The sequence below is a fragment of the Amycolatopsis sp. H20-H5 genome, from assembly GCF_035828755.1.
Lineage (GTDB): Bacteria > Actinomycetota > Actinomycetes > Mycobacteriales > Pseudonocardiaceae > Amycolatopsis.
This window is the reverse complement of the sequence record NZ_JAYMZS010000041.1, coordinates 44,597-70,730: the sequence shown is the minus strand read 5'-3', so window position 1 is coordinate 70,730 and position 26,134 is coordinate 44,597. Positions and strand designations below refer to the sequence as shown.

At 69.8% G+C, this 26,134-nt stretch carries 21 protein-coding genes; 3 read left to right on the top strand and 18 right to left on the bottom strand.

Annotation, left to right across the window (positions count from 1 at the left end; translation table 11 throughout):
• Positions 1 to 43: 43 nt before the first annotated feature.
• The 7 genes from QMK34_RS22920 to QMK34_RS22890 all read right to left on the bottom strand — a co-directional run bounded on the left by QMK34_RS22920 (position 44) and on the right by QMK34_RS22890 (position 5,911).
• The gene (locus QMK34_RS22920) at positions 44 to 574 is read right to left on the bottom strand and encodes a GNAT family N-acetyltransferase (protein ID WP_326416277.1); all 531 of its coding nucleotides are present in this window, start codon (positions 572 to 574) and stop codon (positions 44 to 46) included.
• A 111-nt stretch (positions 575 to 685) separates the two neighbouring features.
• The gene (locus QMK34_RS22915) at positions 686 to 1,312 is read right to left on the bottom strand and encodes a response regulator transcription factor (RefSeq protein WP_326416276.1); all 627 of its coding nucleotides are present in this window, start codon (positions 1,310 to 1,312) and stop codon (positions 686 to 688) included.
• Positions 1,309 to 2,565, bottom strand: a complete 1,257-nt coding sequence (locus tag QMK34_RS22910) for a sensor histidine kinase (RefSeq protein WP_326416275.1) — start codon at positions 2,563 to 2,565, stop codon at positions 1,309 to 1,311. The genes QMK34_RS22915 and QMK34_RS22910 overlap by 4 nt, the downstream gene beginning before the upstream one ends.
• Before the next feature lie 75 nt (positions 2,566 to 2,640).
• Entirely contained in the window at positions 2,641 to 3,009 is a 369-nt protein-coding gene (locus tag QMK34_RS22905) for a DUF1707 SHOCT-like domain-containing protein (RefSeq protein ID WP_326416285.1), read from the bottom strand.
• A 49-nt stretch (positions 3,010 to 3,058) separates the two neighbouring features.
• The gene (locus QMK34_RS22900; protein WP_326416274.1) at positions 3,059 to 3,595 is read right to left on the bottom strand and encodes a DUF1707 SHOCT-like domain-containing protein; all 537 of its coding nucleotides are present in this window, start codon (positions 3,593 to 3,595) and stop codon (positions 3,059 to 3,061) included.
• A gap of 54 nt (positions 3,596 to 3,649) precedes the next feature.
• Positions 3,650 to 5,452: an acetyl/propionyl/methylcrotonyl-CoA carboxylase subunit alpha gene (locus tag QMK34_RS22895; protein ID WP_326416273.1), complete on the bottom strand. Its 1,803-nt coding sequence runs from the start codon at positions 5,450 to 5,452 to the stop codon at positions 3,650 to 3,652.
• A gap of 174 nt (positions 5,453 to 5,626) precedes the next feature.
• Positions 5,627 to 5,911 (bottom strand): SAV_915 family protein, encoded by a 285-nt coding sequence (locus tag QMK34_RS22890; RefSeq protein ID WP_326416272.1) that lies wholly within the window; start codon positions 5,909 to 5,911, stop codon positions 5,627 to 5,629.
• Between the two features lie 50 nt (positions 5,912 to 5,961).
• Between QMK34_RS22890 and QMK34_RS22885 the strand changes: the two genes are divergently transcribed.
• A complete protein-coding gene (locus QMK34_RS22885) occupies positions 5,962 to 6,681 on the top strand; it encodes a hypothetical protein (RefSeq protein ID WP_326416271.1) in 720 nt (239 codons plus the stop codon).
• Between the two features lie 64 nt (positions 6,682 to 6,745).
• Here QMK34_RS22885 and QMK34_RS22880 read toward each other — a convergent pair whose 3' ends face one another.
• The 5 genes from QMK34_RS22880 to QMK34_RS22860 form a co-directional block, all read right to left on the bottom strand.
• Positions 6,746 to 8,104: a pyridoxal phosphate-dependent decarboxylase family protein gene (locus QMK34_RS22880; RefSeq protein WP_326416270.1), complete on the bottom strand. Its 1,359-nt coding sequence runs from the start codon at positions 8,102 to 8,104 to the stop codon at positions 6,746 to 6,748.
• Entirely contained in the window at positions 8,104 to 9,954 is a 1,851-nt protein-coding gene (locus tag QMK34_RS22875) for a hypothetical protein (RefSeq protein ID WP_326416269.1), read from the bottom strand. The genes QMK34_RS22880 and QMK34_RS22875 overlap by 1 nt, the downstream gene beginning before the upstream one ends.
• Positions 9,955 to 10,045: 91 nt before the next feature.
• Positions 10,046 to 12,403 carry a 5-histidylcysteine sulfoxide synthase gene (ovoA, locus tag QMK34_RS22870; RefSeq protein ID WP_326416268.1) on the bottom strand — a complete coding sequence of 786 codons (2,358 nt, stop codon included), beginning with the start codon at positions 12,401 to 12,403 and terminating at the stop codon, positions 10,046 to 10,048.
• 186 nt (positions 12,404 to 12,589) lie between these two features.
• The gene (locus tag QMK34_RS22865) at positions 12,590 to 13,963 is read right to left on the bottom strand and encodes a dicarboxylate/amino acid:cation symporter (RefSeq protein WP_326416266.1); all 1,374 of its coding nucleotides are present in this window, start codon (positions 13,961 to 13,963) and stop codon (positions 12,590 to 12,592) included.
• Positions 13,964 to 14,063: 100 nt separating this feature from the next.
• Positions 14,064 to 14,693, bottom strand: coding sequence for a Maf family protein (locus tag QMK34_RS22860; RefSeq protein WP_326416264.1), 630 nt, complete (start codon positions 14,691 to 14,693; stop codon positions 14,064 to 14,066).
• Between the two features lie 116 nt (positions 14,694 to 14,809).
• Here QMK34_RS22860 and QMK34_RS22855 point away from each other — a divergent pair, with 116 nt between their 5' ends.
• Positions 14,810 to 16,678 (top strand): glycoside hydrolase family 3 protein, encoded by a 1,869-nt coding sequence (locus QMK34_RS22855; protein ID WP_326416262.1) that lies wholly within the window; start codon positions 14,810 to 14,812, stop codon positions 16,676 to 16,678.
• A 3-nt stretch (positions 16,679 to 16,681) separates the two neighbouring features.
• On the opposite strand, the gene QMK34_RS22850 is transcribed toward QMK34_RS22855, so the two are convergent.
• The 4 genes from QMK34_RS22850 to QMK34_RS22835 form a co-directional block, all read right to left on the bottom strand.
• A complete protein-coding gene (locus QMK34_RS22850; RefSeq protein ID WP_326416261.1) occupies positions 16,682 to 18,082 on the bottom strand; it encodes a cation:proton antiporter in 1,401 nt (466 codons plus the stop codon).
• 172 nt (positions 18,083 to 18,254) lie between these two features.
• Positions 18,255 to 19,880, bottom strand: a complete 1,626-nt coding sequence (locus QMK34_RS22845; protein ID WP_326416260.1) for a DHA2 family efflux MFS transporter permease subunit — start codon at positions 19,878 to 19,880, stop codon at positions 18,255 to 18,257.
• Positions 19,864 to 20,484 (bottom strand): PadR family transcriptional regulator, encoded by a 621-nt coding sequence (locus QMK34_RS22840; RefSeq protein WP_326416259.1) that lies wholly within the window; start codon positions 20,482 to 20,484, stop codon positions 19,864 to 19,866. Before QMK34_RS22840 ends, QMK34_RS22845 begins: the two co-directional genes overlap by 17 nt.
• A gap of 110 nt (positions 20,485 to 20,594) precedes the next feature.
• A complete protein-coding gene (locus tag QMK34_RS22835) occupies positions 20,595 to 22,202 on the bottom strand; it encodes a fibronectin type III domain-containing protein (RefSeq protein ID WP_326416258.1) in 1,608 nt (535 codons plus the stop codon).
• A gap of 246 nt (positions 22,203 to 22,448) precedes the next feature.
• Between QMK34_RS22835 and QMK34_RS22830 the strand changes: the two genes are divergently transcribed.
• Complete coding sequence (locus QMK34_RS22830; RefSeq protein ID WP_326416257.1) at positions 22,449 to 24,116, top strand: Ig domain-containing protein; 1,668 nt, start codon at positions 22,449 to 22,451, stop codon at positions 24,114 to 24,116.
• 79 nt (positions 24,117 to 24,195) lie between these two features.
• Here QMK34_RS22830 and QMK34_RS22825 read toward each other — a convergent pair whose 3' ends face one another.
• Both QMK34_RS22825 and QMK34_RS22820 read right to left on the bottom strand, forming a co-directional pair.
• Positions 24,196 to 24,414: an acyl-CoA carboxylase subunit epsilon gene (locus tag QMK34_RS22825; RefSeq protein WP_326416256.1), complete on the bottom strand. Its 219-nt coding sequence runs from the start codon at positions 24,412 to 24,414 to the stop codon at positions 24,196 to 24,198.
• 7 nt (positions 24,415 to 24,421) lie between these two features.
• Positions 24,422 to 26,059, bottom strand: a complete 1,638-nt coding sequence (locus QMK34_RS22820) for an acyl-CoA carboxylase subunit beta (protein WP_326416255.1) — start codon at positions 26,057 to 26,059, stop codon at positions 24,422 to 24,424.
• Positions 26,060 to 26,134 lie beyond the last annotated feature (75 nt).

Here is a 26,134-nt window from a genome sequence, read left to right as displayed (position 1 = left end):
GGTGCACTCAACGCAGCAAGGGCGACCTTCAGCGTTTCGCCGTCTACTCGGTCTTGGTCCAGCGGATCAGCCGTTCCCCGGTCGGCGCGAGTTCGGGTTCCGGCCCGGCCAGCGTGAACCCGCATCGCCGGGCGACGGAGGCGGAGACCGTGTTGGTCTCCTCGTACCGGTAGCTCACCTCGCGCAGCCCGAGCCCGCCGAAGCCGAAGCGCAGCGCGGCGGCCAGCGCGGTCGAGGCCACGCCCTGGCGCCGCGAAGCCGCGCGGACCCACACCGCGGCCTCGGCGTACCCGGCGTCGAGATCGAGGTCCCGCAGGCCGACCTCGCCCAGCAGGTCGCCGGTCGTCGGCTCGGCGATCGCCCAGGAGCTGCGCTCGTCGCCCGCCCACTGCGCTGTCCGGAGCAGGACGTACTCGGTCGCCTCGTCGAGGTCGCGGAGCCGGTAGTTCAGCACGTACCGGCGGTGCACCGGATCCGCGAACGCCTCGATCAGCGCCGGCCGGTCGTCGAGGAGCTTGTCGGCCCGCAACTGGCGCAGGTAGTACGAGCCCGCGTTGATCTCCACCGGTTCCACGCTCACGAGCCTAGCCAGCCGTCGCGCAAGTCCCTGAAGGCCACCTTCACGGCGTTATACGCTGTGAAGGTGGCCTTCAGGGACCTGCCTGCAGAGTGCGGGAGGCGGGGGTCAGAGGACGCCGCGGCGGTAGGCCTCGCCGACGGCGGCGGCGCGGTCGCGGACCTCGAGTTTGGCGTAGATGTGCAGGAGGTGCGTTTTGATGCTCGCCTCGCTGATGAACAGCTTGCCCGCCGCGACGCGGTTCGTCGCGCCCTCGGCGACCAGCCGCAGCACCTCGAGCTCGCGTTGGGTCAGCGCACCCTTGGCGGGTTTGCGCACCTGGCCCATCAGCCGCCCCGCGACGCTCGGCGACAGCACCGACTCGCCCCTGGCCGCCACGCGGACCGCGCGCAGCAGTTCCGACGCGGGCGCGTCCTTGAGCAGGTAGCCGGTCGCGCCCGCCTCGATCGCGGGCAGCACGTCGGTCTCGGAGTCGAACGTCGTCAGCACCAGCACCCGGACGCCGGGGAAGTCCTCCCGCAGTTTCCTGGTCGCGGAGACCCCGTCCAGCACCGGCATGCGGAGGTCCATCAGGACGACGTCCGGCCGGTGCCGCGCGACCATCGCCAGCGCCTCGGCGCCGTCGCCCGCCTCGCCGACGACCTCGATGCCGGGCTCGCCGAGGAACGCCCCGCGCAACCCGTCCCGCACGATCGGGTGGTCGTCGGTGATCAGGACCTTGATCGGCTCGGTCACTCGCTCCCGCTCTCCGCCGGGATCGCGGGCACCTGCGCGTTGATCGCGGTGCCCCGGCCCGGCGCACTCTCGATCTCCAGTGTGCCCGCGATCCGCTGTACCCGCTGCGCCATCGCGCGCAGGCCGAACCCGCTGCCGTCGGCCGGTTCCTCGCGCGGGCCGTCCGTGCGGAAACCCACGCCGTCGTCGAGCACGTCGAGCATCACCACATCGTCCGAATAGGACAGTGTGAGCCCGACCGCGGACGCGTGCGCGTGCTTGCCCGCGTTCGCCAGCGCCTCCTGGGCGACCCGGTAGAGGGTGACCTCCAGTTCGGGCAGCAGCGGCCGCGCGTCCCCGACCGTCTCCGTCCGCACCCGCACGCCGGACGTCTCGGTGAACCGCCTCGCCAGCTCGGCCACCGCCTCGGGCAGCCGCGACTCGGCGAGTGGCTCGGGGCGCAGCGCCTGCACCGAACGGCGAGCCTCGCTGAGACTGTCCTTCGCGAGCGAGTGGACGTGCGCGAGGTGCTGCCGGTGCCGCACCGGGTCGTGTTCGGCCCGTTCGGCGGCCTGCAGCTGGGTGACGATCCCGGCCAGGCCCTGCGCCAGGGTGTCGTGGATCTCGCCAGCCAGCCGCTGCCGTTCGTCGAGCACCCCGGCCTCCCGCGCCTGGGTGAGCAGCTGGGCCTGCAGGCCCGCGTTCTCCCGCAGCGCGTTCTCCAGCTTTCCGTTTGACTCGGTGAGCGCGGTGTTCGCCTTGTGGCGTTTCTCGTTCTCCGCGCCGACGAACCAGGCCGCGTAGAGCATCGGCCCGACGATCGAGAGCACCGGCACCCACGCCGGTGTGTGCGTGTCCGGGCCGAAACCGCCCTTGGCCAGCATCGGCGTGATCGCCGTCGCGGTGACCGCGAAGATGCTCCAGCGGGCGCTGAACAGCACGAAGCCGAAGGGGTAGCCGAGCGAGGAGAGCGTGGTGAAGCTGTCGTTCCGGCTGGTCAGCAGCCAGCACCCGGCGAGGAATCCGGCGTAGAACACCAAGACGAGGACCGGATGCCGACGGCGGCGGGGGAACAGGGGCAGCATCAGGAGCAGCCAGAGCGCGGTGGCGCCCACGATCGCGAGCGTGCCCAGCCACTCGCCGCTTTCGCCGTGGGGGCCCGCGGCCGCGAAGATCGTGCAGGTCGCGAGCACGAGAAGGCCGCCCGCGGTGAGGATCGGGCCGCCATACGGCTCGGTGCGGGCGCTCACCTCACCCGGCCGGACACCCATCATGCTCGGATTGTCGCAGCTCACCGGTCACGGCGGGGTCCACCGTCCGGCTCGCTCATCAGCCGATCGGTGGATGGGTCAGCGGCGCCTGCTGACCAGCAGTGCCACGGCCAGCGGGATCAGGAAGACGTAGAACGGGAGGTGCGTCAGCAGGACCAGCACGATGGCCACGGCCGCCGTGATCGGCACCGCGCTCGCCGTCAGCCAGCGTCCGGCGGGCGCCCGCGAAACCTGCGGGGCGATCGATGCCGCCGACGCGCTCGCGAGCAGTGCGCTCGGGCGGGGGGAGGGGAGGTCGGAGAACAGCGGCGCCAGCTCGCTGACCTTGCGGGCCGCCGCCACCTTCGCCGAGCGGGTTCCGTACTCGTCGATGTCGAGCCTGCCCGTGCGGACGTGCTCCTCGAGCACGTCCAAGGCGTCCTGCCGCTCGTCGTCGCTCAGTCGCAGGTCCGGACGGTCGGCGCTCACCCGGTCATCCTACGGGTGCGGCCTGTGCTCAACCGCCCAGCTCCCGGCGGCGATCCCGCCGGTCCTGCCGCAGGTCCCTGCCGTGGCCCCGATGGTCTCGCTGCTCGTCGTGCCAGTCCTGGCCCCACACCGCACGGCCGATGGCGGTCACGGCGACCGGCAGCAGGAACCACAACCAGCCACCGACGGTGAAGAACAGCGCCAGCCCGACCACCCACATGAACGGCACCAACGCGGCCGCGAGCCGCTGCGGCAACGGCCGGTCCGACCACTGGACTGAACTACTGCCGTACGCGGTGGCCACCGCGGGTTCCGCGGTCGTCGACGAGGTGGGCACAGGCGACATCGCCGGTGCGGGCCGGTCGAACACCGGATGCGGCTTCGGCAGGTCCTCGAAGACCTCGGCCAGCTCGCCGCGGGTCTTCGCCGAGGTGATCCTGACCGAACGGTCCCCGTATTCGTCGATGTCGATGCGCCCGACGCTCACGTGCTCACCGAGAGCCCGCAGTGCGGATTCGCGGTCCTGGTCACTGATCCGCAGCTGCGGCGAAGGCACGTCACTCACGGAGTCGATGGTAGGCCGATTCGGCACCGGCCGACCACGACATCCGTCAGGTAATCAATCTTTGAGCTCGAGAAGCTGCGTGCCCTGCGTCACCGCGGCGCCCACCTCGACCGAAAGCCCGGTCACGGTGCCCGCTTTGTGTGCGGTGACCGGGTTTTCCATCTTCATCGCCTCGAGGACGACCACGAGCTCGCCCGCCTCGACCTGCTGGCCTTCTTCGACCGCGATCTTGACGATGGTGCCCTGCATCGGCGCCGTCACCGCGTCGCCGCTGACCGTGGCCTTGGTGCCGCCTGCCCGCTTGCGCGGCTTGGCCTTGACGGCGGTGCCGCCACCCCCGCCGCCGCCTTCGAGCGCGAACCCGCCCGGCAGGGAGACCTCGAGCCGTCGGCCGCCGACCTCGACGACCACGTTCTGCCGCGGCTGCTCCTCGGCGGCTTCACCCGTTTCGGGGGCCACGAACGGCTCGATCTTGTTGTCGAACTCGGTCTCGATCCAGCGGGTGTGCACGCTGAAGCCGTTCTCGTCGCCGATGAAGGCCGGGTCGTCGACGATCACGCGGTGGAACGGCAGCACGGTCGCCATCCCGTCGGCGACCATCTCGCCCAGCGCGCGGCGGCTGCGCTCCAGTGCGTTCTCGCGGTCGGAACCGGTGACGATCAGCTTGGCCAGCATCGAGTCGAACTGGCCGCCGATGACGCTGCCGGACTCGACGCCGGAGTCGACCCGCACGCCGGGCCCGCTCGGCGCGACGAACGTCGTCACGGTGCCGGGGGCGGGCAGGAAGCCGCGGCCGGCGTCCTCGCCGTTGATCCGGAACTCGATCGAGTGACCGCGTGGCACCGGGTCGGCGTCGAACCGCAGCTTCTCGCCGCGGGCGATGCGGAACATCTCGCGGACCAGGTCGATGCCCGTGGTCTCCTCCGACACCGGGTGCTCGACCTGCAGCCGGGTGTTGACCTCGAGGAAGGAGATGGTGCCGTCGACGGCGACGAGGTACTCGACCGTGCCCGCGCCGGAGTACCCGGCCTCCTTGCAGATGGCCTTCGCCGAGGCGTGGATGGTCGCGCGCTGCTCGTCGGTCAGGTAAGGCGCGGGCGCCTCCTCGACGAGCTTCTGGTGGCGACGCTGGAGCGAGCAGTCACGGGTGCCGACGACGATGGCGTTGCCGTGGTGGTCGGCCAGCACCTGCGCTTCGACGTGGCGGGGTTTGTCGAGGTAGCGCTCGACGAAGCACTCACCACGGCCGAACGCGGAGATGGCCTCGCGGGTGGCGGACTCGAACAGCTCGGGGATCTCTTCGCGGGTGCGCGCGACCTTCAGGCCACGCCCGCCGCCGCCGAAAGCGGCCTTGATGGCGACCGGCAGGCCGTGCTCGTCGGCGAAGGCGATGATCTCGTCGGCGTGCTGCACCGGGTCCTTGGTGCCGGGCACCAGCGGCGCACCCGCGCGCAGGGCGATGTGCCGGGCGGTGACCTTGTCGCCGAGGTCGCGGATGGCCTGCGGGCTCGGGCCGATCCAGGTGAGCCCGGCGTCCTGCACGGCCTGGGCGAAGTCGGCGTTCTCCGACAGGAAGCCGTAGCCGGGGTGCACCGAGTCCGCGCCGGACCGCTTCGCGGCGTCGAGCAGCTTGTCGAACACGAGGTACGTCTCGGCGGCGGTGGAACCGCCGAGCGCGAAGGCCTCATCGGCGAGCCGGACGTGGGGTGCGTCACGGTCTGGGTCGGCGTAGACGGCGACACTGGTCAGCCCGGCGTCCCTGGCCGCCCGGATGACCCGGACCGCGATCTCGCCCCGGTTGGCGACGAGGATCTTCGTCACCGGACCGCCTGTGTTCGCGCTGACCTGCTCGGGCACCGGCGTACCTCCTGTGTCTTCCAGCCTGGCCGCAGCGGTGCGGCACGGCAGCAGTTTACGTATGTTCCACGCCTGTCCGGGTGAGATTCCAGGTGAGATGAGGACCACCCCGGACCTGTCCGGTTATATCAGCGCGCGTTCGTGAATCGCTGCACTATGAGCGGAATTGCCTGCTCAGACGAGCTCTTTGCGGTGACGTAGCGGCTCGGGCAGCGGCGAGTCGAGCACGATCACGTCGTACGGCTTGGCCGCGTGGATCTTGCCGAGGTGCTCGGTGTTCACCAGCGCCCACGGCTGGTGCTCGCCGCAGCAGCTGACCAGGCGATCCAGCGCGGTGAACGCGACGAGCGCCGTCCGGCCGTCCGGGGTGTGGCGCAGTTCGATGTCGGCGCCGCCGCGTTCGCGGGTGGCCCGGCCGGTGGGCAGGTACAGGGCTGGGGGCAGTGCGGGATTCGTCACGGGAACAACATAGACGTGCACGCTCAGCTAGTTCGCTTACGCTCTTGACTATGCAGACGTTGCGAGTGCGGACACCACGATCGGTGCTGCTCACCGCGCTGCTCGCGGTGGTGGTGGTCGCGGGGGCGTTGATCGCCGTGATGGCGCTGCGCCCGCGGCCGGACGCCCCGGCCGCCACGGACCCCGCGGCCGCGTCGCCGCCGGTGACCGCGCCCGCCGAGCCGAGCTGCGGGCCGGGCCCGTGCGACCAGCTGGCGGCGCAGACGGTCGGCGGGGTGCCGGTGATCCTGCTGGCGGCCCCGACCGGCAAATTCGCCCAGCTCCGGATCGGCACCGGCCAGGGCGCGGTGGTCGATCTGACGATCACCGGCATGGGCGCGACCCTGAGCAAGGAGTCGTTACGCTGCGTGGACGGCGCGTCGGCGTCCTGCCTGATCCGCGGGGACCTGGACGGGGGCGCGGTCGGCGACGTCGTGGTGAACCGCGGCGGCACCTGGCGCGGCTCGGGCCGTCCCTACCTGGCGGATGCGGGCAACATCTCCCTCTCGGACGTGACGGGCGACGGCACCGCGGACGTCATCGTGGTCCGCCACGAATGCCCCGGCGCCCAGTCCGGCTCCCCGAAGTGCCAGGCGGCCCCGGTCCTCGCCGAGGTCTACGACCTGGCGGGCACCCCGATCGGCTGCACGAAGAAGTACACCTCGCCCTCCCAGCTCAAAGGCTGGCCCGAGGTCCGCTTGACCAAACCCGAGCTCCGCGCCTGCCCCTGACACCAGTGTCCCTGAAGGCCACCATGAGGGACTTAGACGCCCTCATGGTGGCCTTCAGGGACAGTCAAATCGAGTCTGCGATGAGCTTGAGTGCTTCGTCGACGTGTTCCGCGTGGGTCCGGTGGTTCAGTACGCACATTCGCAGCGCTGTCCGCCCGTCCACTTTTGTGCTGGTGAGGGCTACTCGCCCGCTCTCGTTGATCCGCTCAAGCAGCCGCCGGTTCACCGCGTCGCCGCCTGCCACCCGGAAGACGTGCACGGTCAGGTCCGACGCGCAGATTTCCAAGCCCCGCATCTCCGCCAATTCCCGGCGAATCACCGCTGAGAGGTCGAGCTTCTCGTCAAGCGCGTCCCGGAAAGCCCCCACGCCGTGCAAGTGCAGCGGCAGCCACAAGCGCAGTCCTCGGTAGTCCCGGCTCAGCTCGGCGCCGAGATCCGCGTAGTTCGGCAAACTCTCGTCGAGATGCAAATCCTGCAGGTAGTCGGCATCGGCGACATGGGCGGCGCGCAGCGCGCGAGGATCGCGCACGAGCAGAACCCCGGTGGTCTGCGGCTGGAACAAGGACTTGTGCGTATCGAGCGTCAGGGAGTCGGCCAGCTCCACCCCGGCCAGTTTCGCCCGCCCGCGGCCGGTCAGCTGGAACCCACCGCCGTACGCGGCGTCGACGTGAAACCACAACCCCTCCCGAGCGGCGACAGCGGCCAGCTCAGGCAGTGGATCGATCGCCCCGGTGCTGGTCGTCCCGGCCGTCCCGACCAGCAAGAACGGCCGCCTCCCCGCGGCCCGATCCTCGGCGATCATCTCCTCGGCCGCACGGACATCCATCCGGTGCGCGGAATCGGACGGCACCACGCGCACCCGGTCAGCGGCGAACCCGGCGATCCGCGCGGCTTTGGCCACGCAGTGATGGGTGTGCTCGGTGACGTACAACGTCCCCGCCCGCTCACCCAGCAGTTCGTGCCGGGCGGCGACCAGCGCCGACAACGTGCCGGTGGACGCGCCCGTGGTGAGCACACCGCTGGCCGTCGTGGGCAGGCCGAACTCGTCGCACAGCCAGCGGACGACGCTGTGTTCGAGCGCCACCAGCTCGGCCGCCATCGAACCGGCCCCGGTGTACCGGTTCACCGTGCGCGCCAGCATTTCCGCCACCGCGGACGAGAACAGCCCCCCGCCGGGGAAGTAGGCGAAACAGCGTGGGCCCGCCGTGTCCGTGGCGGCGGCCGCAGCGGCTCCGAAAGTCCTCAGTAGACGGTCGAGGTCGCCGGGGTGTTCCCCCGGCGGGGCGGCCGGTGCTGCCGGGCCGCCACCGCGCGGGGGTGCGTCGTTCAACGACCCGAGGAAGTCCGTCGCGAACTCCGTGGCCGCGGCCATCAGGGTCGCGACCTGGTCCCGGCTCGGTTCCAGCGGGAACACCGCCGTCATCAGCCGGCCTGTGCGTGCACCGCGGTCCGTGCGGACCGCTCGGCCGGGTGGGTCGGCTGCAGCGGGGGCAGCGGGTAGGCGTAGCGCCGCCCGGGGTACATGACCGGACGCCGCCAGTCGGACTGGTCCAGCGGCACCAGCGCGTGCCGGTCCCGGCGGGTGGCGTCGATGGCGGCGGCGCGCATCCCGGAGTCCTTGCCGCTCGACCGCGCGATCTGCTCGATGCGCTCGGTCCCGAAGTTGATCGGCGCGGCCTGGCTGAACTCCTGCGCGCTCACGTGCAGCCAGCCGTCGGTGTCGGCCTTGATGCCGTCCGCGAGGCCCCGGATCGCTTGCGGGGCGGTCGATCCGGCGTCACGGGCCTCCCAGTAGCGCAGCACCCTGGCGCCGTGGCCGACCATGCCGGTGATCGCGCCGCCGCTGGTCATGAAGTGCCCGTTGCCGAACGAGTCCCCGCCGACCACGCCGTTCGGGGTGACCAGCGCGTCGACGCCGACCCGCTCGATCACGCTGAACAGCTTCGGCCCGTAGTTCATCTGGACCGCTTTGAGGTCCTCTTTGGACAGTTCGAGGATCGGCGCCGCCTGCTCCAGGTAGAACTCGCGGATCAAATGCTGGTAACCCGCGAAGTACTCGGCCGAATCGCGATCGGTGTCCTTGTCCACCAGCCCGGCCTGGATCGGGTCGAACGTCTTGAAGTCGGGTACCTGCACCAGCACCCAGCCGACCGCCGGATCCCCTTCGTGGCCGACCGCGATCTGGCGCACCCAGTACTCGGTGCCCTCCCGGTCGAACTCCGACGAAATGCGCCGCCGGAGCCTGCCGTCGACGAGCACGTCGAGCAGCCCGGCCAGGTAGTCGGCCTGCGCCACCACGGGTCCGTGCCCGTCCTGGTGGTCGACCAGCACGTCCTGCTGCTGGAAGCCCAGCTGGTCCGCGTCCGCGCTTTCGAAGCCCTGCGCGATCATGAACACCTCGGGCACCCCGAGGTCGATCACCTCGGTGCCGGGGGCGCGGACCCGGCGGAACTTCCCGCGATAGTCGAGTTCCCGGATGGTCTCGATGCGCACACCCGTGCGCCCGTCCGGCGTTTCGACGAAACCTTCGCCGTCGGTGAGCACGCGGTGGCTGGTGAACAGCCGCACCCGCGGTGCCGTGCCCGCCGCGAGGTCCATCTCCTCAATCGTTTCGAGGTAGCGTCGCAGCAGGATCTGGACGTCCGCGGCGCGGGCCTGGAACATCGACGGGCCGTTGAGCACGTCCACCATCGCGCCGCCCAGCCGTTCCGGGTCGGGCGCGCTCGGCGGGGTCGCCGGGGTGAGCACGGTCAGCACCCGGCTGGGGGCGCCGTCGTTCCAGCGGTCGTCGATGAACTCGGTGTGGTGGATGGTGCCCGCGATGCGCGCCTCGGCGTTCATCGACCCGAGGAACCCGGACACGACGTCGTCCGCCGCGACCGGCCCGGCGGGCCAGTCCTCGCGATAGAGGCTCTCCGACAACAGGAACGGACGCCCGTCCCCGCGACGTGGGACGCCCTCGTCGCCGTAGCGTTCCTGGATCAGCTGGTCGATCAGCCCGAGGTGGTGGTAGAACTCCTCACGGATGTTCCAGTGCACCCCGAGCGAAGGGCAGCTGCGCACGTCGACGCCGACCGCCCGGCGGCCCATCGCCACGGTCCACAGCATCGCCATCATGTTGGTGCCGCCGAGCCCCAGCGCCAGGAAATCCGGATCGGCCACGCCGGTGAGATCGTCGGCGTGCACGCCGGCGTCGGGCCCGCATTCGTCGAGTGAGCCCGGCACGGCGTCGAAATCGGCGCGGTCGGCTGTCGGCCTGTCGGTCTGGTTCATTTTCCGTCCCTCGCCCCGGTTAATGGTCCCGTTTTCCAAGATCGCACGCCTGCCGGTGCCGGAGTTATCCCGGAATGCGGACTTGCGTGGATCAGCGCTTGCGCCATACGGAGACGTCGGCGTCGAACAGCTCGAAATGCCGGGCGTGGTCCCGCAGCGTCCCGGCGACGTTCGCCTCGGCGACGAGGTCGAACGCGCTGCCGAGCAGCTGCCGCAGCCCGTCTTCACTCCGCACCGTGCCCACGCGGCCGCCGAGCCACTTCTCCGGCGCGGTGTAGGCGGCTTGCCAGCTCCACGGCGTCGCGACGAGCAGCAGCCCACCGGCGGACAGGAACCGGTCCGAATCGGTGAACTGCCGCAGGCAGGCCTCGGGCTCGGCGAGCCGGTCGAGCAGGTTGCCCAGCAGGATGCCGTCGAAGGCGCCCAGATCCGGGTCCAGCGCGCCCGCGTCGCCGACGGCGAACGTGACGGTCCCGGCAGGGGAAGGCGTGCTCGCCGAGAGCTGTGTCGACACCTCGCCCTGCTCGATCCGTTCGTAGGCAACGGATTCCCCCCTGGCGAGGGCGCGGGCCGTCTCGACGAACTGGGCGCTCAGGTCGACGCCGACCACGTCCGCGCCGTCCTTCGCGAGGGCGAACGAGGCCCCGCCGACAGCGCAGCCGATGTCCAGGGCCCGCGTCAGCGGACGGCCCGCGCGCGCCGCTTCACCGGCGAGGAACGCCGCCAGCCGCTGGGGATAGCCGTGTGCCGCGGCGAGCGGGTGGTCGATGCGGCCGAACGTCTCGTAGGCGCTGCCGTAGTGGTTGAGCAGGTAGCGGTCGAGCATCGTGCGGGTGGCGTACGCGTCAGCGTTGTCCTGCTTGGTGCGCGACAGAGCCGCAGACAGAGCCGCCGACGGGGTTTCCGGCGTGGCGACGAGCCGGATTCCCGTCTGCTGCAGGAAGTGCTGGCGGAAGTGGTACCGCGCCCAGATGCTGGCCTGGTCGCCGGTGCTGACGAAGCTGCCGCCGAGGATCAGGTGGTGCTTGCCGTCGAAACACGGGACGGAGAAGTCCTCGTAGTACGGGTGCACGCTGAACCCGGGCAGCGGCTCGACGACGTCCTCCGACAGGGTCCACAGGTTGCCCGTGGTGTCGTGCACCCCGGCCGCCGTCGCGGGGGAATGGTCGACCGGCGCTTCGGAACCCCAGGCCAGGTTGACGTTCACGCCCTGCCCGCGCAGGGTCTCACCGCTCCCGTTCAGGACGAGGTCGTCGGCGGCGCCCGGGTTCTCCGGCAGCGCGCGCAGCAGCTTGAACTCGGCCTCGGTCGGCAGCCGGTACTGGCGTCCGTCCTTTTCGGACAGCCAGGCGCAGTAGGCCTTGGCCTCGTGGTAGTTCACGGCCGCCGGCCAGTCCCACGGCATCTCGATGACCTCGAAGGTGGTGCGCAGCCGGAACACGTGCAGCCCGCTCGGGCCGGCGGGCACCCACCAGCGCGGCCACTTGGTGTTGCCGAAACGACGCCAGCGCTCGCCTTCCTCCGACCACAGTTCGGGCCTGCGGTAGCCGCCGTCGGTGACGAACCGGTGGTACTCGCCGTTGCTCACCAGGTACCGCGCGGAATCGAAGCCGTCGACCTCGCGCGTGGCCGAGCCGTACTCGTTGTCCCAGCCGAACGAGGGGAACGACTCCGGCTTGCCCAGGTTCGCCGTGCCGCCGGGAACGGCGACGAGCCGGTTCTCGGGGAACGAGCCGGGACGCGGGGTGCCGCCCTCGGCCGTGCGGCGCATCGGCGCGGGCTCCGGCCAGGAGGCGGGCGGGGTGACCAGGCGCAGCGGCAGTTCGCGGATGAGGACCGAGCTCGTCTCCAGGTGGATCCGGTCGTGCTCGAAGGACAGGAACAGGCCCCAGGCCTGGTCGGCCATCGTGACCGGGCGGCCGAGGTCGGGCGCGAACGGCGTCGACTCGATCACCTCGAGCACCAGCTTGTGGACCCTGGCGCGGTAGTCGCGCACCTCGGCCACCGACGGCCAGGTCATCTCGTTCTTCGACATGTCGTCCCAGGACATCTCGTCGACGCCGGTCTCCAGCACCTCTTCGAGGTACTCGTCGACCGGTTTGGCGAGCAGGCCCGCCACGCGCAGCTTGTTGACGTAGAGCACCGGGGGATGCCCGTAGTAGAAGATCATCGGGTGGCGCAGCCCGTGCTCCGGCGGGCGGTAGAAGGCTTCCGCGCCCTGCAGTCCGGAGAACAGCGACTCCTGCAGCGTCCAGCTGTTCTCGAAGTATTCGACGACCTCGTCACGGCCACAGGTGGCGAGGTTCGGCATCGGCAGTGAGGTGAGCCGCCCGGAACCGGGGCGCGCGCCGGTGTACCACCACGCGGGGTCCCGCGGGCCGAGCAGCCGCTCGTCCGCGTGATCGAGCACGTTGCTCTCCCATGCCGCCTGCTCCCGGATAGCCGTCATCGCCGATGCCCTCACTCTGTTCGTCGGAAGTGCCGCGTGTTCGGATCGCCCTGCCGAGACGATGTCATCGGCGGCTGGTGACCGGCGTCTTCCCTTTTGCGGTGCGGGGATCCTCGGCACGGACGACGAAAAAGGGGACCTCCGCCACCGCCGAAGCGATAGCAAAGGTCCCCTGCTCCCGTGAGGTCAGCTGGCGGTGCCCGCGGTGGCCCGCTCGGGCTCGGGCTCACTGGCCGAAGCGCCGGTGTCGCTCAGCAGCGGCGGCACGCTCGGAGCGTTGAGCACGGCGTCGTCCAGCAGGCCCTCGCTGCGCGCGACGACCACGGGCACGACGATCTGGCCAGCCACGTTGGTCGCGGTGCGCATCATGTCCATGATCGGGTTGACCGAGTAGATCAGCGCGATGCCCAGCGCGACCTGCTTGGCGTCGAGGCCGATGAACGCCGTGGTCAGCGTCAGCGCGGTCAGCCAGCCGGTGGTACCGGCCGTGGCCAGCGCGCCCAGCACGGCGACCACCACGATGCCCGCGTACTGCCAGAAGTTGAGCGATACTCCGGAAAGGTTGGCGATGAAGATCGCGCCGATCGCGGGGAACACCGCCGCGCAGCCGTCCATCTTCGTCGCGCTGCCCAGCGGAGTCGCGAAGGCCGCGTAGGCGGGCTCGACACCGAGGTTCACCGCGGACTGGCGGGTCAGCGGCAGCGTCGCGGCCGAGGACTGCGAAGCGAACGCGAACTGGATCGCGGTGCCCGCCTTCGCGAAGAACGTCAGCGGGCTGACCTTCGCGACGAACCGCAGCAGGATCGGGTACACCACGAACAGCACCAGCAGGCAGCCCGCGTACACCGCGAGCGTGGTCGAGAGCAGCGGCTTGAACAGCGCGTCGCCGTAGTTCGACACCGCCGCGCCGATCAGGCCGAGGATGCCGATCGGGGCGAGGCGCACGATCCAGCCCAGGTAACGCTGGACGATCTCGAACACGCTGGTGGTGAAGTCGACGAACGGTTTCGCGCGGTCGCCGAGGCTGTACGCGGCCGCGCCGATGACCCCCGCGAGGAACAGCACCTGCAGGGTGTTGCCCTCGGAGAACGCGGTGAAGAAGTTCTGCGGCAGCAAGCCGTTGATGAAGGCGTCCCAGGAGCCCCAGTTGCTCACGCTCTTCGCGGCCTTGTCGGCGTTCTTCGCCGTCGCAGCGATGCCCTCGCCGAGGCCACCGCTGCCCGGGTTGAACAGCTTGCCGATCGCGATCCCGATCAGCGAGGCGATGAACGAGGTGATCGCGAACCACAGCACCGTCTTGCCACCGATGCGCGCGGCCTTCCGGCCGCCGCCGAGGTTGCGGAGGCTGTTGATGCCCACCACGATCGCGGTGAAGACCAGCGGGATGACCGCGATCTGCAGCAGCGTGGTGAAGATCGAGCCGATCTGGTCGAGGACTTCGGTCAGCCAGCTGGTCTCGGTCGTGCGCGCCAGCACGCCGAGCAGCGCGCCGGCCACGAGTGAACCGAGGACCGCGGCCGCGAAGACCCGTGGCCGGGTGTAGGTCCGAAGGAAAGACACGGGGCGACTCCGGTGCGTGAAAGTTTCTGGTTCTGCCGGATAAAGGGAACGTTAGGCAGGATCAGACTCTTCCAAATCACCCGTTCGAGTGGTGACGCTCTCAGGATGTGGGAGACCGCCAGAGATCCACGACACTCACGCCGACCTCGGCCAGCAGGCGCCGCGTCAGCGGCAGGCTGATCCCGATGACGCTCGACGGATCGCCGTCGATCCCCTCGACGAACCAGCCCCCGAGCCCGTCCAGCGTGAACGCGCCTGCCACCTGGAGCGGCTCCCCGGTGGCGATGTAGGCGTCGAGTTCGGCGTCGCTCGCGTCGGAGAACCGGACCGTCGTGGTCTGGGCGCCCGAGGCCTCTTTCGTGCGCTGCCCGCCGTCGACGCGGACGACGGTGTGGCCGGTGAGAAGTTCACCGGATCGCCCCTTCATGGCGGCCCAGCGCTGCTTCGCGATCTCTGGCGTGGCCGGTTTGCCGACCATTTCGCCGCCGATCGAGAGCATCGAGTCGCAGGCGACGACGACCGCGTCGGCGTGCGTGCCGAGGACCGTGCCGAGCACCGCTTCGGCCTTGGCCGCGGCGAGCGCCTTGACCAGCTCGGCGGGCGAAGGATCGGTCAGCGCCGCGGCCACCGCGTCCTCGTCGACGCCGGACACGACCACGCTCGGATCGAGGCCCGCGGCGCGCAGGACGGCGAGGCGGGCGGGGGACTGGGACGCGAGGACGAAGTGCACATCGGGACGGTACCGGTAGCCGTCACCGTTGCTGAATTGTGACCTGCGCCACCCTGACGGGGAGCTAGTTTGTTGTGGCTCGCAACATATCCGATTGATCCAGTTCGGAGAGAACAATGGCGTCCCGCCTCCGCGGCAAAAGATCAACTCGCCCAGCGCAAACCGTGCTCCTCGCCGGGCTCCTGCTGGCAGGCACGGCCTTGGCGCCGATGGCCTCCGCGACACCTTCGCCGGTCTATAAGAACCCGCACGCCTCAGTGTCCGCCAGGGTGAACGACCTGCTCAAGCGGATGAGCCTGGACGACAAGATCGGCCAGATGGTCCAGGCCGAGCGCGGCGCGGCGACGCCCGAGCAGGCCGCGGCGATGAAGCTCGGCTCGATCCTCTCCGGCGGTGGCTCGGTTCCCGCGAGCAACACCCCGACCGGCTGGGCCGACATGGTCGACGCCTACGAGAAGGCGGCGCTGTCGACCCCGCTCGGCATCCCCACGATCTACGGCGTCGACGCCGTCCACGGGCACAACAACGTCTACGGTGCCACGATTTTCCCGCACAACATCGGCCTCGGCGCCGCGGGTGACCCGCAGCTGGTCGAGCGGATCGGCCGCGCCACCGCGGAAGAGGTCGCGAGCACGGGCCCGCAGTGGGACTTCTCGCCGTGCCTCTGCGTCGCGCGGGACGACCGCTGGGGCCGGACCTACGAGTCGTTCGGCGAGTCGCCGCGCAACGCCGTCGAGAACTCGTCGGTCATCACCGGCCTGCAGGGCAACGAGCTCGGCGCGAAGAAGGGTTCGGTGCTCGCCACCGCCAAGCACTACATCGGCGACGGCGGCACGACCGCCGGTGTCGACCAGGGCAACACCCAGATCAGCGAGCAGGAGCTGCGCAAGACGCACCTGCCGCCGTTCAAGGAAGCGATCAAGCGGGGCGTCGGCTCGGTGATGATCTCTTTCTCGAGCTTCCAGGGCGTCCGCATGCACGCCCAGCAATACCTGATCACGGACGTGCTCAAGAAGGAGCTCGGCTTCTCCGGCCTGGTGATCTCGGACTACAACGCGATCAACCAGATCGACGGTCAGGACGGCTTCACGCACGAGGAAGTACGGGCCTCGGTCAACGCGGGCATCGACATGTTCATGGTCCCGTGGGACGCGCCGCAGTTCATCACGTTCCTGCACGACGAGGTCGCCGCCGGAACGGTCAAGATGAGCCGGATCGACGACGCGAACAAGCGGATCCTCGGTGAGAAGTTCAAGCTGGGGCTGTTCGAACACCCCTACGCGGACCGCTCGCTGCAGAAGACGTTCGGTAGCAAGGACCACCGCGACCTGGCTCGCCAGGCCGTGCGGGAATCCCAGGTGCTGCTGAAGAACGACGGCGTTCTCCCGCTGGACAAGAAGAACGACAAGATCTTCGTGGCGGGCAAGAACGCGAACGACATGGGCAACCAGAGCGGCGGCTGGACGCTGACCTGGCAGGGCCAGAGCGGCCCGGTGATTCCGGGCACGACCATCCTCGACGGCATCAAGTCCAAGGCCGGGAAGGGTTCCACGGTGACCTATGACCGTGCGGGTGATGGAATTGACCCCAGTTATGAGGTCGCGGTCGCCGTGGTGGGCGAAACGCCGTACGCCGAGGGCCAGGGAGATCGTCCCAGCGGCTTCGGCCTCGACGCAGAGGACCTCGCCACCATCGCCAAACTGAAGGCGACCGGCGTGCCCCTGGTCGTGCTGACGGTCTCCGGCCGCCCGCTCGTCCTGACCGACCAGCTACCCCAGATCAACGCGCTCGTCGCGTCCTGGCTCCCCGGCAGCGAAGGCGCGGGCGTCGCGGACGTCCTGTTCGGCGACTACAACCCGACCGGCAAACTCTCGGTGAGCTGGCCAGCCAGCGCCGCCCAGGAGCCGGTCAACGTCGGCGACGGCAAGAAGCCCCTCTACCCCTACGGCTACGGGCTCAAGTACGAGCGGGGCGGCCACCACTAGCCCTCAGGTGTCATGAAAGGGTCTTTCCAGGCAATTTTTGCCCTGAAAGACCCTTTCATGACACTCGGGTCGCGGGGTCAGCAGCCGCACCGCCGGTGCCGTCAGCGCCGTGGTCACCAGCGCGACCAGCACCAGGATGCCGAACATCCGGCGGTCGATCAGCCCGAGGGCCAGCCCGAGGTTGGCCACGACCAGCTCGGTGATCCCGCGGCAGTTCATCAGCGCGCCGATCACCCCCGATTCCCGCCAGCCGAACCCGGCGAGCCTGCCCCCGAGCAGCCCGCCGCCGAACTTGGCGAGCATCGCCACGACCAGCACGAGCAGCGCGATCCACCAGCCGCCGGGCGCTTCGGCGACCGCGGACAGCGACGTCTGCAGGCCGACGTAGGCGAAGAAAAGCGGAAGCAGCACGGCCACGGTGAAGCTGTGGAGCCGCTGGCTGACTGCCTTCTGCTCGGGCTTGCGGCGGGGCATGACCAGGCCGAACAGGAACGCGCCGAGGATCGAGTGCAGCCCGATCATCTCGGTCAGCGTCGCCGTCGCGAGGCTGCCCGCCATCGCGATCCCCAGCAGCGCGAGCTCGGCGTTGCGGGTGTGCAACCGGCGTACGAGCGTGGCCAGCGCCGGGCGGACCAGCAGGAACAGTGCGAGCACGAGGGCGACCGTGGCGGCCAGCGTGACGAGCACGGGACGCGAGCTGCGCCCGGCGAACGGCAGGATCACCGCCAGCACCGCCCACGACGCGGCGTCGTCCAGCACGGCCGCGCTGATCACCAGCCGCCCGATCCGGCGGCCGGTCAGCCCGAGTTCGTCGAGCACCCTGGCCAGCACCGGCAGCGCGGTGATGCTCAGTGCGAGCGCGAGGAACAGGGCGCTGGGCAGCTGACCCCGGGGCTGGCCCGCGGACAGCGGGATCCCGATCAGCAGCCCCGAACCGAACGGGACGACCAGGCAGGTCAGCCCGACCAGCGCGGCCGCGCGTCCCGAGGACCGCAGCTCCCGCGCGTCCTGGTCCCAGCCGAGCAGGAAGACGAATGCGACCAGGCCGATCTGGGCGAGCTGCTGGACCGCGGCCAGCACCGGCGCCGGGAACAGCCACGCCTGCGGCCCCGGCGCGAAAAACCCGAGCATCGACGGCCCGAGCAGCAGGCCACCGAGCACTTCGCCGACGACCGCGGGCTGGCGGAGGAGCGCCATCACCCGGCCGAGCAGCTGGCTGACGGCCAGCACGACCGTCACGGCGATCATGAAATGACCGGTGGTGTCCATCGGCGTGACCGGCTGCCCGGCGGTGCCGCCCTGCTTCAGCGCCCAGGCCAGCACGGCGACCGCGGCCAGGCCCAGCGCGAGCGCGACGACGCCACGCCTGCGTCTGACCGGCGCCTTGTCGGCCGCAACCGCCATGACCTCTCCCGCCCGTCGTGGTCCCCGGTCACCCGTAACGGTAGGAAGAGCCGCGCCCGACGTCTTCCTGCCTCTTGCCCAGCTCTCCAGCCGGTCCCAAGGTCCCTGAAGGCCACCATGACGGCGTTTAACGCCGTCATGGTGGCCTTCAGGGACAGTCAAACCGGGTTCGTCAGGCGGGTTTTGCGGCTACTGGCACTGGCCCGGTGGTGGTGGCGGCCGGGGTCGTGCGGGGGGTCGTGCGGCGCATCGCCGCGGCCGCGAAGACGCCCAGCAGCAGGACCGCCATGGGCAGGAGCATGGTCTGCCTGGCGGCGTCGGTCAGTCCACTGTGGACGACCTGGGTGACGAGCCTGCCCGCCTGCGCGGCGACTTCCGCGGGCAGCCCCGGCATCGGCGACGGACCGCCGCCGGCACCGAACTCGCCCGTCGACGTGGCGGCTTTCGCCACGCCTTCGGTGAACGGCAAGCGGTACTGCTCCGGCAGCGAAGCCGCCGCGGTGCCAGCCTCGCTGGTGATCGACGCGCTGATCCTGGCCTGCAGCAGCACCCCGATCGCCGCGCTGCCGAGCACGCCGCCCACCTGGCGCGACGTGTTGAAGATGCCCGACGCGGTGCCCATCAGCCGCGGTTCGACCGTGCCCATCGTCAGGTTGCTCATCGGGGCGAAGATGCAGCCGATGCCCAGCCCGCACACCAGCAGCCCCGGGACCAGCGCCCACGGGTTGGTCGCCGGGCTCGCCTGCAGCGCGATGATGCCGAGCCCGGTGGCCAGCGCGGTCAGGCCGAACATCACCAGGTACTTGGCGTTGACCTTGTCCGAGGCGCGCCCGATGAACGGGGCGATGATGCCGGACAGCAGCGACATCGGCGCGGTCAGCAGGCCCGCCATCGTCGGTTCCAGGCCCAGCACCGACTGGATGTAGATCACCAGCGGCAGGAACATCCCGGTCATCGCGAAGCCGACCGTGGCCGAGGTGAGCGTGCCCGCCGAGAAGTTCCGGTTGCCGAACACCTGCAGCGGCACCAGCGGTTCCCTGCGGTTCGCGCGCTGCCAGAACACGAAGCCGATCAGCAGCAGCACCCCGGCGCCGATGATCTCGAACACCGAGACCGGCCCGAACACGGTGCCCCAGTCGTACTGCTGTCCATTTTGGACACCGAAGACGATCAGGAACAGCCCGGCGGCCGAGAGCAGGATGCCGACGACGTCGAACGAGTGCGCGTGCTTCGGCTGCCAGTCGGGTACGAGCCGCCACGTCAGCACCAGCGCGACGACGCCGACCGGGACGTTGACGAAGAAGATCCACTCCCAGCCCAGGTGCTGGACCAGCACGCCGCCGAGCAGCGGCCCGGCGATCGTGGCGAGCCCCGCGACGCCCGCCCACAGGCCCATGGCCGCGCCGCGCTTGGCGGGCGGGAACAAGTGGCTGACGAACGCGAGCGTCTGCGGCGTCATCAGTGCGGCGCCGAGCCCCTGCACCGCCCGCGCGACGATGAGCATCTCGACGTTGCCGGAAAGGCCACACCACAGCGAAGCGAGCGTGAACACGACGAGCCCGGCGAGGAACACGCGCTTGGGGCCGAAGCGGTCACCGAGCCTGCTGGTGAACAGCATCGGGACGGCGTAGGTGAGCAGGTAGACGCTGATCACCCAGACGATCGCGTTGAGCCCCGCGTTCAGCTCGCGCAGCATCGACGGGATCGCGATCGACACGATCGTGGTGTCCAGCAGGATCATGAAGAAACCTATGCACAGCGCGGAAAGCGCCGCCCAGGGGTTAACCGGTCTTGTCATGGTTCTCGTCCTTGGTGATGAGGTTCAGGCGGGGCTTTTCTTGGGGGAAGACGATCCGGCCGGACCGCAGGTCGGCCAGGAGCCGCTCGGTCCAGCTGAGTTCGAAGAGGCGTTGCTCGCTCACGTACCGCCAGTCCAGCCAATAGATCTCAGGCGTGCCGTCGTGTTTCAGCTGGTCCAGGACGACCGCGTCCGCGGCGATGGCGGAACGCAGGCGCGTCAGCCGGCGTTCGAGTTCGCTGAGTGCGGGCTGACGGCCGATGTCGTCGATCACGGCCAGCCCGCTGAGGTACGCGGGATGTTCCTCGGCCAGGTCGCCCAGCAGCTCCCGGCCGCGTTCCATGAAGGCGTCGCGACCGGCCGCCGTCATGCCGTAGACGGTCCGTTCGGGCCGCCTCCCGTCGCGCTGGGTTTCGACGACCTCGAGGAAACCGTTGCTCTGCAAGCGTTCCACCGTGTGGTAGAGCGAGCCTGCCTTCACCTTCACCCGGACGTCGACGTGCCTTTCGCGCATGAGCTGGGCCATCTCGTACGGGTGCATGGGCCGCTCGTTGAGCAACTCCAGTACGGCGAGTCCGAGCGGCGTGAGCTTGGCCGTGGCCATGATCGCTAGTCCTCCAGGATGAGTCCGTGCCGTTTATTCCACGTGGACTATATAGCTGGACGCAACGGAGCGCCAGGGGGCAATTCGCCCCTGCCGCTACGGAGAGTGGTTCAGGCGTCCGAGCGAGGCCGCCGCAGGGTGAAGGTCTCGAAGGCCTTGAGCGCGCCGTCCGGGCCGAGCACGTCGTAGTACGTGACCTGCAGGGATGTCACGCCGCCGCGCCGGGTGCCTGGGTCGACGGTGAAGGCCGCGAAGCCGTACGGGTGGGCGGCGTTGCGCACGGCCGACCACGGTGCGTTCTCGGTCACATAGACGGGAGGACGTTTCCCGGTGTCCGGATTGGGCGCGCCCACCGACGTGATCACGCGGCAGCGGGGCGGGGTGAACAGCACCTGGTTGGACGGTGCGGAGGTGCCGCCGCCGCCGATCACCAGGTGCACGGTGCCCTTGCTGGTGTCGACGACCTCGGTCCCGGTCGACACCGGGATCGGCGTGCGGGTGGGCGTGGCCTCCTGCCCGCGAATCGGGTGCGACCGCTCGTAGTGGTGCTCGTGCCCGCAGACGACCAGGTCGACGCCGTAACGATCGAACAGCGGCACCCACTCCTCGCGGATGCCGAGATCGGCGCCGTTGGCCTGGTCCGCGGTGCTGATCGCCACCTGGTGCATGCAGATCACCACCCAGTCGACGTCGTGATCCCCGCGGGCCTTGGCGAGTTCCGCCTCCAGCCACGCTTTCTGCGCGCCGCGGGAGTACCCGCGGACGTAGCTGTTGCCCGCGTCCTGGTAGCAGATGTCGTCGTTCGCGAGGCTGATCACCCGGACGGACCCGACGGTGAAGGAGTACCAGAGCCCGCGCGTGACGTCGGTCTGGCCTGAGGCCGGTGGCACCGAGAAGTACGTCTGGTACGCGGCGTAGCCGATGGGCCCGTTGCCCAGCTCGTTCTCGTGGTTGCCCGCTGACGGCATCCACGGCCGGTTACGGGCGCTTCGGCTGTTGTTCGTCCAGAAGTCCCACCACGTCCGGACCCGGTCGGTCGCGAGGTTGGCGTAGCAGAGGTCGCCGTTGAACAGGTGGAACAGCGGCTGGACCCGTTCGACCCCCGCCGTCGTGTCGCCCGCCGCGGGCGAGCCGAGGTTGTCGTTGACGAACGGCGGATTCGGCAGCGTGACCCCGGGAGGCGGCGTGTAGCGCTTGCCGAGGGTGGGGGTGCCCTGGTCGCCGAAGCTGGTGAAGGTGAACTTGGCGCGCCCGCGCGGCCCCGTGCGGAAAGTGGCCATGGCGGGCTCGGCGCCCTCGTGGAGCGCGGCGTAGACGTACTCGGTGTCCGCGTGCAGCCCCCGCAGCGGCGCGTGCAGGGCGTAGACGACCTGGCCCGACTTCGCGTCGGTGTAGCTGACTGTCTTCGCGGGCGCGCTGAGCTCGTAGCGTCCATCGGGCCGTCCGAGCAGCACGCGGGCGTTGCGCACGGGCTGCAGTGAATGCCAGGAAACCACCACCTCGCGCGACGAATCCGCGCCGAACTGCAGGTGCAGCCCCGCGACGGCCGGGGTCCGGACGGGATCGCCGGTGGGGGTCTGCCCGATCGTTTCGGGTTCGTCTGCCATGGCGGTACCGGCGAGCGGGCCGATCGCGAGTACCGCGCCGGCCGCACCGGTCGCGGCCAGGAAACCGCGACGGCTGAAGTGGTGGGTGAAGATCGCTTTGTCGTCAGTCATCCCGACACGTTGCCCCGCCGTCGTCGGCGGAGCTAGTACATCCCGGTGAACGCCTTGGTACGAACGTGTCTGGGGGCGTGGTCGTTCGTCCGTAAAATCCGTTGTGTCGCACCAGGAGCGACTTTCGCCGGTACCGGCGGGAGGTACGTTGCCCAGAGTTCACCGGCTGTCCCGCGAACCGCCCTGTTCCCCTTTTCTCCGGCGGTCACAGTCATGTCTCCCGAGTTCCCGCCCCGAGGAGTGCGCATGAACCTTCGTCTGCCCGGAGTCGTCGCGATCGTCGTGTTCGCCGGTGCCTTGCTCGTCGCACCGGCCGCCGCCGCGCCCGCCGTGACGCCCCACCGCGTCCTGTTCGACAACAGCAAGGCCGAGACCGCGGGCAACGCGGACTGGATCATCAGCACCGCCCAGCCGGACCCGACCGCACAGAACGCCTCGCCGCAGAAGGAAACCGACTGGACCGGTGCGCTTTCCGCCTGGGGTGTCGCCCTGCAGAAGACCGGGCAGTACAGCCTGAAGACGGTGCCCGCGGGCGGCACCATCACCTACGGGAACACCTCGAACCCCCTGGACCTGGCCAACTTCGACGAGTTCGTGCTGCCAGAGCCCAACATCGTGCTGAGCGCGGCGGAGAAGGCGGCGGTGATCCACTTCGTGCAGAACGGCGGCGGCCTGTTCCTGATCTCCGACCACACCGGCAGCGACCGCAACAACGACGGCTGGGACTCACCGGCCATCATCAACGACCTGATGAGCAACAACGGTGTCACCGGAACCGATCCGTTCGGGTTCTCGGTCGACCTGAAGAACATCGTCAGCGATCATCCGGTGGCGCTCACCGACGCGACGAACCCGGTGCTCAACGGTGCTTTCGGGACGGTCCACCACAGTCTCATCGCGAACGGCACCACGTTCACCCTCAAGCCGGCGGACAACCCCGCGGTGAAGGGGCTCGCCTACCTCAGCACCGCGACGCCGGGCAACACCAACGCGTTCTTCGTGACCAGCACGTTCGGCTCGGGCCGGGTGGCGGTCTGGGGCGACAGTTCGACGATCGACGACGGTACCGGGCAGTCGGGCAACAACCTGTTCAACGGCTGGACGGACCCGACCGCCGACAACGCGGCACTGGGCCTCAACGCGACGGCCTGGCTCGCCGGGAGTGGCGGCGGTTCCGGGACGGTGTCCGCGGTGAACCCGGGCGCGCAGTCCGGCACCGTGGGACAGGCGGCGAGCGTGCAGCTCTCCGCGACCGGCGGCACCGCGCCGTACACCTGGTCGGCCACCGGTCTTCCGGCCGGGCTGAGCATCAGCTCCGCGGGCCTGGTCTCCGGCACCCCGTCGACCGCGGGCTCGTTCACGGTGACCGCGACGGCGACCGACGCGGCCAGTGCGACCGGCTCGACGAGCTTCGCCTGGACCGTCGGCGGTACCGGCGGAAGCTGCGCCGGAGCCGGGCAGAAGCTGGTCAACCCCGGCTTCGAGGCCGGTGCCACCGGCTGGACGGACCCGTCCGGCGTGATCGCCCAGAACGGCCCGAGCGAGCCCGCCCGCACCGGAACGTGGGACGGCTGGCTCGACGGCTACGGCGCCGCGCACACCGACACCCTCAGCCAGAGCGTCACCCTGCCCACCGGCTGTGCGAGCTACAGCCTCGCGTTCTGGCTGCACGTCGACTCCGCCGAGACGGGCACGACCGCGTACGACAAGCTCGTGCTCAAGGTCGGCGATGGCACGACGTCGACAACGCTGGCGACCTACTCCAACCTGGACGCCGCCGCTGGCTACCAGCAGCACACGTTCTCACTGGCCGCCTACGCGGGCAAGACCGTCACCCTGACGTTCACCGGCACGGAGGGTTCGAAGCTGCAGACCTCGTTCGTCCTCGACGACACAGCACTCACCGCGAGCTGAGCCGCACCCGCCAACTGCCCCTGAAGGCCACCTTCACAGCGTAAAACGCCGTGATGGTGGCCTTCAGGGGCAGTCAAAGCTAGCGAGGCAACGCCGAAGCGCGCCAAGCGCCTTCGCCGGGACGCAGCGGCTCGCGGACGGCGGAAGCCTTGTCGGCCCACCAAGAGTGGCGCGGAGCCGGAGCTTCCGTGCCGCGCGACCGCGAAGCCACGGCCACGACGGCGGTCAGGGCCGCCAGTTCGGCGTCGCTCGGGTTGCCGCGGACCACGCGGAGCAGCGGGCGAGGGGAGTCGGTCATGAGCACCTCACAGCGGGATGTTGCCGTGCTTCTTCGGCGGCAGCGTCTCACGCTTGCCGCGAAGCAGCGAGAGCGCCTTCGACACGTGCCCCCGAGTATGCGCCGGGACGATCACCGAGTCGACATAGCCGCGCTCGGCGGCCGCGTACGGGTTGAGCAGGGTGTCCTCGTACTCCTGGATCAGGTCGGCGCGCAACGCGTCGACGTCTTGGCCGTCCGAAGCCGCCTTCGCCAGTGTCTTGCGGTGCACGATGTTCGCCGCGCCCTGGGCGCCCATCACCGCGACCTGGGCCGTCGGCCACGCCAGGTTGACGTCCGCGCCGAGGTGCTTCGAGCCCATCACGTCGTACGCGCCGCCGAACGCCTTGCGCGTGATCACCGTGACGAGCGGGACGGTCGCTTCGGCGTAGGCGTAGATCAGCTTCGCGCCGCGCCGGATGATGCCGTTCCACTCCTGGTCGGTGCCCGGCAGGAAGCCGGGGACGTCCACAAAGGTCAGCACCGGGATGTTGAACGCGTCGCAGGTGCGCACGAACCGGGCGGCCTTCTCCGACGCGTCGATGTCGAGGCAGCCCGCGAACTGGGTCGGCTGGTTCGCCACGACGCCGACGCTGTGGCCGTCGACGCGGCCGAAGCCGACCAGGATGTTGGGCGCGAACAGCTCGTGGACCTCGAGGAAGTCGCCGACGTCGAGGACGCGGTTGACCACCTCGTGCATGTCGTACGGGGTGTTCGGCGAGTCCGGGATGATCGTGTCGAGCTCGCGGTCGGAGTCCGTGACGGCGTCGAAGAACCCGCCCGACGGCTCGGTCGTTTCGAACACCGGCGGCTCGGAGAGGTTGTTCGCCGGGAGGTACGTCAGGAGTTCCTTGACGTAGCCGATGGCGTCCTCGTCGTCGGAGCCGAGGTAGTGCGCGTTGCCGGACTTCGTGTTGTGCGTGCGCCCGCCGCCGAGCTCCTCGAAGGAGACCTCTTCGCCGGTGACGGTCTTCACGACGTCCGGGCCGGTGATGAACATGTGGGAGGTCTTGTCGACCATCACCACGAAGTCGGTCAGCGCCGGGGAGTAGACGTGCCCGCCCGCGTTGGCGCCCATGATCAGCGAGATCTGCGGGATGACGCCCGAGGCCTTCACGTTGCGGTTGAAGATCTCGCCGTAGAGGCCGAGCGAGACGACACCCTCCTGGATGCGCGCGCCGCCGCCCTCGTTGATGCCGATGATCGGCCGGCCGGTCTTGATCGCCAGGTCCATCACCTTGACGATCTTCTCGCCGTAGACCTCGCCGAGCGCGCCGCCGAACACGGTGACGTCCTGCGAGAACACGCACACCGGGCGGCCGTCGATCGTGCCGTGCCCGGTGACGACGCCGTCGCCGTACGGCCGGTTCTTCTCGAGGCCGAAGTTGGTCGAGCGGTGCTTCGCCAGCTCGTCCAGCTCGACGAACGAGCCTTCGTCGAGCAGCAGGTCGATCCGCTCGCGCGCGGTTTTCTTGCCCTTGGCGTGCTGTTTCTCCACCGCGTTGGCCGAACCCGCGTGGACCGCCTCGTCGTATCGGCGATACAGATCGGCGAGCTTGCCCGCCGTCGTGTGGATGTCCGGCTCTTCCTCGGGCGGCACCCCGAGCGGCTTCGTCGCACTGCTCATGGATCCGCAGCTTAGCTACTGTCCGGTCACTTCGCGTGTGGCGTACGCAACGTCGGCGGGAATCGGGGTGCGTGG

Excerpts from the sequence above, each read along its gene's own strand:
- QMK34_RS22910 (WP_326416275.1), bottom strand. The coding sequence starts at position 2,565 with ATGATGGGTGTCCGGCCGGGTGAGGTGAGCGCCCGCACCGAGCCGTAT.
- QMK34_RS22885 (WP_326416271.1), top strand. The coding sequence starts at position 5,962 with ATGCAGACGTTGCGAGTGCGGACACCACGATCGGTGCTGCTCACCGCG.
- QMK34_RS22880 (WP_326416270.1), bottom strand. The coding sequence starts at position 8,104 with ATGACGGCGGTGTTCCCGCTGGAACCGAGCCGGGACCAGGTCGCGACC.
- QMK34_RS22875 (WP_326416269.1), bottom strand. The coding sequence starts at position 9,954 with ATGAACCAGACCGACAGGCCGACAGCCGACCGCGCCGATTTCGACGCC.
- ovoA (WP_326416268.1), bottom strand. The coding sequence starts at position 12,403 with ATGACGGCTATCCGGGAGCAGGCGGCATGGGAGAGCAACGTGCTCGAT.
- QMK34_RS22855 (WP_326416262.1), top strand. The coding sequence starts at position 14,810 with ATGGCGTCCCGCCTCCGCGGCAAAAGATCAACTCGCCCAGCGCAAACC.
- QMK34_RS22850 (WP_326416261.1), bottom strand. The coding sequence starts at position 18,082 with ATGGCGGTTGCGGCCGACAAGGCGCCGGTCAGACGCAGGCGTGGCGTC.
- QMK34_RS22845 (WP_326416260.1), bottom strand. The coding sequence starts at position 19,880 with ATGACAAGACCGGTTAACCCCTGGGCGGCGCTTTCCGCGCTGTGCATA.
- QMK34_RS22840 (WP_326416259.1), bottom strand. The coding sequence starts at position 20,484 with ATGGCCACGGCCAAGCTCACGCCGCTCGGACTCGCCGTACTGGAGTTG.
- QMK34_RS22835 (WP_326416258.1), bottom strand. The coding sequence starts at position 22,202 with ATGACTGACGACAAAGCGATCTTCACCCACCACTTCAGCCGTCGCGGT.
- QMK34_RS22830 (WP_326416257.1), top strand. The coding sequence starts at position 22,449 with ATGAACCTTCGTCTGCCCGGAGTCGTCGCGATCGTCGTGTTCGCCGGT.
- QMK34_RS22825 (WP_326416256.1), bottom strand. The coding sequence starts at position 24,414 with ATGACCGACTCCCCTCGCCCGCTGCTCCGCGTGGTCCGCGGCAACCCG.
- QMK34_RS22820 (WP_326416255.1), bottom strand. The coding sequence starts at position 26,059 with ATGAGCAGTGCGACGAAGCCGCTCGGGGTGCCGCCCGAGGAAGAGCCG.